Source organism: Petrachloros mirabilis (assembly GCF_975968855.1).
The window spans coordinates 1-9,728 of record NZ_CDLUDY010000184.1; the positions used below are offsets into that span (position 1 = coordinate 1).

Consider the following 9,728-nt stretch of genomic DNA (forward strand, 5'->3'; position numbering starts at 1 on the left):
GTCGAAAAGCAGTAGCGGCCATACACGCAGGATGGCGCGGAGCATTGGCTGGCATTGTTCCACAAACTATCGAATTGATGCGGTCGCGTTTCAACATGACGAAAGATGACTTGCGGATCAGCATTGGGCCGAGCGCAGGAGCCTGTTGCTACGAAGTTGATGAAACAGTGTTGCTGCCTTTACGCAATGTGGTTCCGGAGTGGCAGTCACTCTTGCAAGAAGATCGCGGCGCAAAGGCGAAGTTGGATCTCAAAGCATTAGTCCGCCGACAAATCCGGGATTGTGGTTTGCGCCAGGACCAGGTGTCATCGGTGAACCTCTGCACGATCTGTCATGAGGAGTTGTTTTACTCCTATCGGCGGGAGGGACGGGTGAACGGAACGATGTTGAGCGGCATTTCACTCACGGCACGGCAGTAGCCCTTTCTGCAACGGTTTCGGTAGAATGACCGGGCCGGTTCGATCGATCTGCTCGTTGTCTTTCTTATGGATGCGTCTCAGGGTGACTCAATCGGGAATCGCCTCGCACACATCCTCAAGCAGATCGACCATGTGACACAACGTTGCGGTCGTGAAGTTGGAACAGTTCGGCTGGTGGCGGCGACCAAGACAGTCTCAGTAGAGCGAATTCGTGAAGCTATTTCGGCTGGTTTGACGATTGCGGGTGAGAATCGATTGCAAGAGGCTCTGCCAAAGATCGAGGCTCTGAAGGGAACGCCGCTCAGATGGCATTTCATCGGCCAGTTGCAGCGACGAAAAGTTCGCTCTGTTGTCGGTGCGTTTGAGTTGATCCACTCAGTCGACAGCCTCGAGTTGGCGCAAGAAATCGATCGGCGAGCCGGAAATGCCGGGCTGTGTCAGGACATCTTGTTGGAAGTAAACATCGGAAGCGAGTCTACCAAGGCGGGCTTTCATACCGATGTGCTCGAACGCCTGTTGCCGGAATTCGGTGCCTTAAGGCATGTCCGGGTCAAGGGGTTGATGACGATCCCGCCACAAGTGAGCGATGCAGAGGATGCCAGGCCGTATTTCCGTCGTATTCGAGAATTGGCTGAGGATTTGGCGAATTGTGGTATTCCGGGAATATCAATGGATGAGCTGTCCATGGGGATGTCGAGCGATTACCAGATTGCCATAGAAGAAGGTGCCACATTCGTTCGAGTCGGCACCGCCATTTTTGCAGACCGGCATGGCTGAAGGCCTTGGGAAGAAGATGGCTTTTCTTGGGGGCGGCCAGATGGCGGAGGCCATGATCGGCGGTCTGCTAGAAGGTGGCGTTTGCCAGCCCGAATTCCTGTGGGCGACAGATCCGGTCGTGGCGCGTGGTGACCGGTTGAAGTCGGAGTATGGAATACGTGTCAGCCTTGACAATCGTCCGGCAGTCTTATGGGCGGAGATAGTGGTTCTCGCAGTTAAGCCACAATCCATGTCGCAGGTCTTAGAAGAAGTGGGTGCTGATCTCTGTCACGCACTCGTCATATCTGTTGCAGCCGGAGTGACAATCCGAGCCATCAGCGAAAAGGCAGAAGGTGCGAAGCGAATTGTCCGCGCCATGCCGAATACGCCTGCCCTCGTGCGAGAGGGAATGACAGCGTTAGCATTCAGTGATGGAATATCAGAGGGTGACCGCCACACGGCTCGAGTGATTTTCGAAGCCGTAGGGCGGGTCGTTTCCGTGGAAGAACGGTTGATGGACGCCGTGACCGGATTGAGCGGAAGCGGTCCCGCCTACGTTTTTCAGGCGATCGAAGCGTTGGCCGACGGCGGCGTAAAGATGGGTTTGCCGCGTCAGACGGCCGAATTGTTAGCGGCTCAAACCGTGTTAGGTGCGGCCAAGCTCGTCCTTGAATCCGGTGAGCATCCGGCGAAGCTCAAAGATCGCGTCGCGTCTCCCGGAGGTACGACGATCGCGGGATTACATCACCTTGAACAGGGCGGCTTCCGTGCTACACTGATGGGGGCCGTCGAAGCGGCGACAAGACGCTCGCAGGAGTTGGGGCGCTGATGTTCGTGATGGGGAACGTGTTGCAAGGTCTGGCTACAGTACTGGATACGGTGTTGTGGCTCTATATGTGGGTGATTATTGCACGGGCGCTGATCTCCTGGGTCAACCCGGATCCGTGGAATCCGATCGTGCAGTTCTTGGAAAGAGTTACAGAGCCAGTATTAGCTCCGATCCGGCGGTTTGTCGGATGGAGAATGGGGCTCGATCTTTCACCGATCATCGCCATTCTGATCATCAGTTTTCTGCAAATCGCTGTGGTAAAGACACTCGGCGATTTGGCGCGTCAGATGAATTGACCTGTTGAAGGGGGACGCTATGAAAATTACTCCGCTCGACATTCAGCAGATGGTGTTCAAAGTCAGGTTCCGCGGTTACGACAAGCAGGAGGTCAATCGTTTTCTCGAGGAACTTGCGGGAACGGTCGAGTTGTTAAATCGGGACAACGCGGTGCAACGGGAAAAGATTGTTCTGCTCGAACAGCAACTGGATGAATTGAAACGGACCGAAGCGACCCTATCAAATACGCTGGTATCAGCTCAATCACTTGCCGAAGACGTGAAACGCAGCGCGCAACGGGAGGCCGAGCTCGTTGTCAAGGAAGCCGAGTTGAAGGCCGGCGAGTTGATGCGCCAAGCGAGGGTAGAGTTGACGAACACGCAGCGAGACCTTTCGGCATTGCAGAAACAGCGGATGCTGATGGTTGAACGGTTGAGGGCGAGCCTTCGGACGTTTGAGAGGATGCTTGAAGTGGAAGAGCACGAAGCTTTTCACGATGATGCAGCAACGTCCTCTCACAAGCTTGAAGGAGAATCGAGTCCGGCGTTATAGATGGGAGATAATGTCCCCCTTATTTCGCGAACGAATCTGATTCGTACCTGACACCAAGCTGCAATGATCGCTACTTTCGCGATCCGCTCCAGCGTATCGCTTCTATGACAGGATCTGATGCCATTCGTGCGGCGATGGATCAAGCCGTTTGGGATGGCGTGTTTCCCGGCGCAGTCCTTGCGGTGCGCAGCAACGGAGAGGTGCGCTACCATGTATCGGCTGGCCGGCTCTCGATCGAGCCTCCGGGCGAGCCGGTTCACACATCAACGATCTACGACCTTGCCTCGCTTACAAAACCGTTGGCAACGGTGACGTCCATCATCCTGCTCGTTCAGCAGGGTCAGCTTGCGCTCAGCACTTCGATTGGGACTCTCTTGGAAGAGCTTGCGGGAACGTCGATCGGTTCTGCCAGCCTGCACGATCTCCTCACGCATTCTTCTGGACTCCCCGGATGGCGGCCTCATTACGAACGGATGGAAAATGCGCTCGGAGATCTCAGGCTGGTCGATCCTTTCTCGGCACGACAAGCAATGCTCAAACTCATTGGAGACGAGCCGCTTATCTATAAGCGAGGAGAGCGGAGTCTTTACAGTGATCTAGGGTTTATACTTCTGGGGCTCGCAATAGAGCGAGTCTCTGGCTATTCCTTGGACAGGTATTTTTCTGAGATGGTGGCGAAGCCTCTTCAGGCGCATCCTCTCTGCTTTGTTCCCGCTGCATCCATGTCGTCAGAGTCTAACGACGTTCTCTCGATGATTGCGCCGACGGAATATGACGAACGGAGAGGCCGTCTCATTCGGGGCGAAGCCCACGACGAGAACGCAGCAGCAATGGGTGGCATAGCCGGACATGCCGGCCTGTTTGGCACGGCTGAGGCCGTGCTGGCAATTTCTGGTGCTTGGTTAAGGGCTTACACGAACCGACCGTCCATCCTTGATGGTGCGCTTGTTCGGGAGTTTGCGAAGCGCCAGGCTGATGTGCCGCAATCGAGTTGGGCATTAGGATGGGATACTCCAACCACTCCATCTTCATCCGGTCGTTACTTCTCGCCAGAATCATTCGGACATTTGGGGTACACAGGAACATCTGTATGGATTGATCCTAAGCGTGAACTGGAAATGGTCTTATTATCAAATCGTGTCCATCCAAGTCGAAAGAATGAGAAGATTCGAGCATTCAGGCCGGTGATCCATGACCTGGTTTATCGAGAGCTCCGCAATTTGTGAATGCGTAGGATTAACTAAGTACTAGGAGGGGTCGGGATATTCGATCCAGGTTTCCTTCTCTGCAAGGTACTTCGTACCTTTAAAATTCGCTCTGGTTCTCAGGCGACTGAAGCCCAATGCCTGTAACTTCTCCGTCAACTCCTTCACAGCGGCAGTGATTGTGGGGTGAGAATGGCCCTCTACAGTTAGTGCTTCGTACATGACTTTGGCTGCATAGCCGGATGGAGTGCGATTTACAAGGATGGCCCTGTTAAAATAACGATCGCTCGGATCCACACCTTCAAGCTGATGCTTTTCTACCAAGCCTTCTTTCTTGAACAACGAAGCGAGCGAACTCATCGAAACCTCCTTCACCAATCGATTCGAAAAACTCTAGTGCGCAAGTATAGGGGAGATTTCCGGTTGACTGCAAGGCGTTGACATCAAGGCCTGGCCCTCCTATCATTTCGCTTCAGCGTGTGCTGACACGTCTAAGGCGTTTCCTCTTTAATGAATATCCCCAACAGTTTGACCATCCTCAGGATTCTGCTAATTCCCGTCTACATCGGGTTGTTGGTCTACGGGCGCTTCGATCAGGCGATGATCGTCCTTCTCGTGGCGGGCGTTACCGATGCTCTGGATGGAACCATCGCACGAGCCTCGAACCAACGGACCCGCCTTGGAGCGTTTCTGGATCCTTTGGCCGACAAGCTCCTCTTAACATCCGGATTCGTCACACTCTCGGCTATTCACGTGATTCCATCATGGGTGACGATCGTGGTGGTCAGTCGGGATGCAATGTTGCTGCTGGGGACTGCCGTGGCGCAGCTCACCGAGTCTCCGATTAATATTGCCCCGACGTTATTGGGGAAAGGAACGACCTTTCTTCAACTCTCCTACGTGCTGCTCGCAATATTCTTAAGTGCCAGGAAAATAGACATTGAATTGTTGAATCCTTTGCTGATCGGAATGGTCTTGTTCACGATTTGCTCTGGGTTACACTATCTCTACCGCGGATATTTGAATACAGGAACACCTGTCTCTTAGTTCTTCCCACTGCAGCCTCTGGATAGCATCAACCGAAATAGCGTCGCCGGACTGCTTCGCGCAGATTGTGCATTTGTTTGACAGGTTTTAGGGTCGACAGTAGACTCGCCTGGAAGCTGAATTCACGGATAAACAGGGCCGTTTCGGCTCCATTTTGAAAGGTAAGAGTGACGTATGGGGACATTTGCGTATGTCGGGCGCACGAAATCTGGAGCGGTGAAAAAAGGCGAACTGACCGCGAAGAGTAAAGATGAAGCTGTCACTCAACTACGCAAACAAAATGTCGTCGTTACAAGCTTGGAAGAGAAGGCTGGAAAGGGAGGTATTAATCTCAGCTTTGGGTCCGGACTGACCGATAAGGATCTCGTTGTTTTTACCAGACAGTTCGGGACGATGATCAACGCCGGCCTTCCGCTTGTACAGTGTCTTGAGATCCTGTCCACCCAATCGGAGAACAAAGTGCTGCGCGAAACCGTCAGCGAGGTCAAGGGACAAGTTGAAGCCGGATCGACGTTTTCTGATGCCCTAAGGAGACACCCGAAAGTATTTGATGAATTGTACGTCAACATGGTGCATGCGGGAGAAGTCGGCGGCTTGCTCGATACCATCCTGACTCGTTTGGCCAAACACATTGAAAAAGCAATGAAGCTCAAAGGACAGATCAAATCTGCCATGATCTATCCCTCGGCGATCATTGGTGTGGCGGCTATTGTAATTACCGTCCTCATGATTTGGGTCATCCCGATCTTCGCCAAAATGTTCGATGAGCTCTCCAGTGGGAAAATGGGGTTGCCAGGCCCGACTCAGCTCGTCATAGATATGAGTAATGCGTTCCAATCGTATTGGTATGTCGGGGGCGGAATGATCATTGCTGCTGTATTTGGCGTGAAAAAATATTACGCGACGCCGTCAGGAAGAATGGCAATCGACAAACTGTTGTTGAAGGCTCCCATTGTCGGGGACCTTATCAGGAAGGCGTCGGTCGCGAAGTTTACGCGAACGCTGGGAACATTGCTCTCCAGCGGCGTCCCTCTTCTTGACGGGTTATCGATATGCGCAAAAACCTCAGGAAACAAGGTCATCGAAGAGACATTGCTGAATGCTCGCGTCAGCATCAGTGGAGGCAAGACGATCGCCGAGCCACTGTCCCAAAGTCAGGTGTTCCCCAAAATGGTCACACACATGATTGCGGTCGGTGAATCCACCGGTGCGCTGGATGCCATGCTGGGAAAAATCGCTGACTTCTACGAGGATGAAGTGGATCAGGCCGTCGCTTCGCTGACGTCTTTGCTTGAACCGATGATGATGGTGTTCTTGGGGGTTGTGATCGGCTTCATCGTAATCGCGATGTATTTGCCGATCTTCAAGATGGCTTCAGCCATTGGTTGATCTCGGAATTTGCATTCTGACTTGAGGAGACAACCGGAATTTTCAATCCCACATATCGCGAAACGCGAATCGATTACTCACGACTTAATCTGGCTAGCAATTTGCGATTGTTATAGAGCTATAGAGAGCTATAGATAGCTGCTTCTCCCGCATGGTTCCAAGGGGATTGGAGAGACGATCTCCGTTTGTAATGCGTTCTCTTCCTATCTGACTCCATGACTGCAATACGCGAACGCCTGTATTGGTTAATGGGGCTACGGGTGACGATCGTCACTGTAGTACTCGGGCTGTCTCTCGTTTTCGAAGCTACGAAGGCCGGACTGGTTGAAACGTTCTACGGCCTGATCATTCTCACCTATCTTGTCTCAATATTCTCGGCAGTGGTTCTTCGAAAACTCACCACCACGCATGCGCTATCCAACTTCTTTTGGGCACAGATTGCCATCGATTTCTTGTTGGAAACGGTGTTAGTTGCTCGAACCGGAGGCGTCGAAAGTCCCTTCGTGGTGCTGTATATCGTGACCGTAGCCGTCGCCAGCCTTATCCCCCATCGACGAGTCGGTCTGTTAGCTGCCTGCGGATGCATCATACTGCTGGGGATTGTGACGAACGTCCAACTCTACGGCTTCATCGAACCCTGGGGATGGTTGCAGCATAGTCAATTGACTGCGGCTGAAACATTTCAAACATTCGGCGTCTATGCCTTGGCACTCTTGATAGTGGGGTTGCTCAGCGGAACTTTGGCGGATCAGCTTCAGCAAGCCGACCAAACGCTGCGCGAAAAGGAGCAGGGACTCACTCGCCTTCAACTCTTTCACGAAAATGTAGTGCGGAGTATCAGTAGCGGAGTCTTCACGACCGATGGACGAGGGCTGATCACGACTTTCAACCCTGCGGCGCAAGAAGTGACGGGATATATGCTTGATCACGTGATCGGGCGCTCGTGGCGGGAGGTGTTCAACTGGCATCCTGACCAATGTGCCGATGACCGGCAGATGGGTACGTGTCCGGCCGCGACGAGATTCGAAGTGGAGTGCAAGAGCGCCAACGGCAGTCGGCTTGTCCTTGGCATGACCCTCTCGCTGCTTCATGAACAGGGGGAGCAGGCTGGACTGGTCGGTGTGTTCAAGGACTTAACCAAAATCAGGGATCTCGAAGAGGAAATGCGACGGAAAGAATGGTTAGCCAATCTCGGCGAGATGTCAGCCGGAATGGCCCATGAGATTAGGAACCCATTGGGGGCGTTGGCCGGGGCCATGCAGATGTTAAGGAAAGAAGCGGTAGGTGATGAGATCGATCGACGCCTGATGGATATCGCGATCAGAGAGGCCACGCGGCTTGATGCCATCATTACGGAGTTCCTGCAGTACGCGAGGCCACCGGCTCTGAATTTAGGGGAGCGCGATATAAACAAAATTCTTGCCGAGACCCTTGATCTAGTACAACATGAGGCTCGGACAAGGAAGAATATTACAATCGTCACGTCGTTGTCGGTGATGCCCTTGCCATCGCAAGTTGATCAGGATCAGATGCGCCAGGTCTTTTGGAACCTTGCAACCAACGCATTCGACGCGATGCCTCAAGGCGGGCAGTTGATGATCACGACCGGACTTCGAGCTGTTGAAGCAGGCGGACGGAAGGGTGACGTAGTTGAAATTGCTTTTCAGGACACGGGCGAAGGCGTCGCCAAGGAAAACTTGGACAAAATTTTCTTGCCATTCTTTACGACGAAGAAAAACGGATCCGGTTTAGGTTTAGCGGCGGTGCACCGAATTGTGGATCTTCATGGGGGCTGGATTAAAGTTGAACGTCAGATGCAGGGTGGAACCCGGTTTGTCGTGTGTGTGCCTCGCTCCGGGGATGACGGAGTACGCTTATGGCATGAAGGAAGAACGCCGTGGAAAAGATCCTAGTTGTTGACGACGAAAAGAGCCTTCGAGAAGTTATGAGCATCATGCTCAAGCGTGCCGGCTATGCCGTTACCGAGGCCGCCGACGGTGAAGAGGCGATCGGTCAAGTCAATAAGGAGATATTTGATCTGGTGATCACAGATCTCCGGATGCCGAAGGCGGACGGTATGGATGTGCTCAAGGCGGTGAAGTCCTTCTCTCCGGAAACAGTTGTGCTGGTGGTGACCGCTTTCGGAACTGCTGATTCAGCGGTGGAAGCCATGAAGCATGGAGCCTTCGATTATCTCACCAAGCCATTTCAGGTCGACGAAGTGCAACTGATCATCAGAAATGCTCTCGAAAAGCGCCGCCTCTCGACTGAGAACATGTTGCTCAGACGTGAAATGGCGAGCCAATCGTCATTCGCGCGGATTGTCGGACAGAGCGATGCAATGCGGAAGGTCTTCGATGTGGTCCGCAAGGTCGCCGATTCAAAGAGCAATGTATTGATTTGTGGAGAAAGCGGAACGGGAAAGGAATTGGTGGCTCGCGCCATCCACTATAATAGTGCAAGAAGTTCAATGCCGTTCGTGGCGGTTAATTGCAGCGCTGTACCGGAAACCTTGCTGGAAAGCGAACTATTCGGCCATATGAAGGGATCGTTCACGGGCGCTGTTGCGAATAAGGCAGGACTGTTCGAGGTTGCCAATGGCGGAACGATTTTTCTCGACGAAATCGGAGATACGACCACTACCATTCAGGTAAAGCTGTTGCGCGTGATTCAGGAACGGGAATTCCGTCGAGTCGGCGGCAGTCAAGATGTGAAGGTCGATGTGCGGATCATCGCTGCGACGAACCGTAATTTGGAGAAGGCCGTGGCTGACGGCTCGTTCCGGGAAGATCTCTACTATCGACTGGATGTCATTCCCATTCGTCTTCCCCCGCTCAGGCTTCGAACAGGTGATATTCCCCTGTTGGTGATGCATTTTCTTCAGCAGTTTGCAGAGGAAAGCGGGAAGACTGCTCCGACGCTGACGCCGGAAGCTATGCAGGTGTTGTTGAACCATGAATGGCGCGGTAATGTGCGAGAGTTGGAAAACTTAATTGAGCGAGTCGTAGCCTTCTCAACAGGTGCTCCTGTGACAGATACAGACGTTCGCGGCTGGCTACACCGGACGGTCGCTCCACAGCAGACCCAGGGGTTGCCGACAGATATTCCCGAGGAAGGTATAGATTTGGAAGGGTTGATCAACGGGATTGAAAAAGATTTGCTGATGAAGGCTTTGGAGCGGTCCAAATGGGTCAAGAAAAAAGCCGCGCGACTGTTGAAGCTGAATACGAGATCATTCCGGTACCGACTGGAAAA

The 9,728-nt window shown here is 53.0% G+C and carries 11 protein-coding genes; 10 read left to right on the forward strand and 1 reads right to left on the reverse strand.

Annotated elements, in window-relative coordinates; translation table 11 throughout:
- From ACWVCN_RS07430 to ACWVCN_RS07455, 6 genes are all read left to right on the forward strand, one after another.
- Positions 1-419: polyphenol oxidase family protein (locus ACWVCN_RS07430; protein ID WP_455244929.1), on the forward strand; the 419-nt coding region annotated here is incomplete at its 5' end.
- Positions 420-485: 66 nt separating this feature from the next.
- Positions 486-1,196 (forward strand): YggS family pyridoxal phosphate-dependent enzyme, encoded by a 711-nt coding sequence (locus tag ACWVCN_RS07435; protein ID WP_455244930.1) that lies wholly within the window; start codon positions 486-488, stop codon positions 1,194-1,196.
- A complete protein-coding gene (gene proC / locus ACWVCN_RS07440; RefSeq protein ID WP_455244931.1) occupies positions 1,189-2,004 on the forward strand; it encodes a pyrroline-5-carboxylate reductase in 816 nt (271 codons plus the stop codon). The genes ACWVCN_RS07435 and proC overlap by 8 nt, the downstream gene beginning before the upstream one ends.
- Positions 2,004-2,300, forward strand: coding sequence for a YggT family protein (locus ACWVCN_RS07445; protein WP_455244932.1), 297 nt, complete (start codon positions 2,004-2,006; stop codon positions 2,298-2,300). Before proC ends, ACWVCN_RS07445 begins: the two co-directional genes overlap by 1 nt.
- 19 nt (positions 2,301-2,319) lie before the next feature.
- Entirely contained in the window at positions 2,320-2,832 is a 513-nt protein-coding gene (locus ACWVCN_RS07450; protein ID WP_455244933.1) for a DivIVA domain-containing protein, read from the forward strand.
- A 104-nt stretch (positions 2,833-2,936) separates the two neighbouring features.
- Entirely contained in the window at positions 2,937-4,058 is a 1,122-nt protein-coding gene (locus ACWVCN_RS07455) for a serine hydrolase domain-containing protein (protein WP_455244934.1), read from the forward strand.
- A gap of 21 nt (positions 4,059-4,079) precedes the next feature.
- On the opposite strand, the gene ACWVCN_RS07460 is transcribed toward ACWVCN_RS07455, so the two are convergent.
- Complete coding sequence (locus ACWVCN_RS07460) at positions 4,080-4,397, reverse strand: hypothetical protein (protein WP_455244935.1); 318 nt, start codon at positions 4,395-4,397, stop codon at positions 4,080-4,082.
- A 150-nt stretch (positions 4,398-4,547) separates the two neighbouring features.
- Between ACWVCN_RS07460 and ACWVCN_RS07465 the strand changes: the two genes are divergently transcribed.
- The 4 genes from ACWVCN_RS07465 to ACWVCN_RS07480 all read left to right on the forward strand — a co-directional run.
- Positions 4,548-5,084, forward strand: coding sequence for a CDP-alcohol phosphatidyltransferase family protein (locus ACWVCN_RS07465; RefSeq protein WP_455244936.1), 537 nt, complete (start codon positions 4,548-4,550; stop codon positions 5,082-5,084).
- Between the two features lie 174 nt (positions 5,085-5,258).
- Positions 5,259-6,473 carry a type II secretion system F family protein gene (locus tag ACWVCN_RS07470; RefSeq protein ID WP_455244937.1) on the forward strand — a complete coding sequence of 405 codons (1,215 nt, stop codon included), beginning with the start codon at positions 5,259-5,261 and terminating at the stop codon, positions 6,471-6,473.
- A gap of 215 nt (positions 6,474-6,688) precedes the next feature.
- Complete coding sequence (locus tag ACWVCN_RS07475; RefSeq protein ID WP_455244938.1) at positions 6,689-8,386, forward strand: two-component system sensor histidine kinase NtrB; 1,698 nt, start codon at positions 6,689-6,691, stop codon at positions 8,384-8,386.
- Positions 8,371-9,728, forward strand: a 1,358-nt coding sequence (locus tag ACWVCN_RS07480; protein ID WP_455244939.1) for a sigma-54-dependent transcriptional regulator, incomplete at its 3' end; no start/stop codon positions are given. The genes ACWVCN_RS07475 and ACWVCN_RS07480, both read left to right, overlap by 16 nt.

Bases quoted from the DNA above. Each gene is read 5' to 3' on its own strand.
- ACWVCN_RS07435 (WP_455244930.1), top strand. From the start codon at position 486: ATGGATGCGTCTCAGGGTGACTCAATCGGGAATCGCCTCGCACACATC.
- proC (WP_455244931.1), top strand. From the start codon at position 1,189: ATGGCTGAAGGCCTTGGGAAGAAGATGGCTTTTCTTGGGGGCGGCCAG.
- ACWVCN_RS07445 (WP_455244932.1), top strand. From the start codon at position 2,004: ATGTTCGTGATGGGGAACGTGTTGCAAGGTCTGGCTACAGTACTGGAT.
- ACWVCN_RS07450 (WP_455244933.1), top strand. From the start codon at position 2,320: ATGAAAATTACTCCGCTCGACATTCAGCAGATGGTGTTCAAAGTCAGG.
- ACWVCN_RS07455 (WP_455244934.1), top strand. From the start codon at position 2,937: ATGACAGGATCTGATGCCATTCGTGCGGCGATGGATCAAGCCGTTTGG.
- ACWVCN_RS07460 (WP_455244935.1), bottom strand. From the start codon at position 4,397: ATGAGTTCGCTCGCTTCGTTGTTCAAGAAAGAAGGCTTGGTAGAAAAG.
- ACWVCN_RS07465 (WP_455244936.1), top strand. From the start codon at position 4,548: ATGAATATCCCCAACAGTTTGACCATCCTCAGGATTCTGCTAATTCCC.
- ACWVCN_RS07470 (WP_455244937.1), top strand. From the start codon at position 5,259: ATGGGGACATTTGCGTATGTCGGGCGCACGAAATCTGGAGCGGTGAAA.
- ACWVCN_RS07475 (WP_455244938.1), top strand. From the start codon at position 6,689: ATGACTGCAATACGCGAACGCCTGTATTGGTTAATGGGGCTACGGGTG.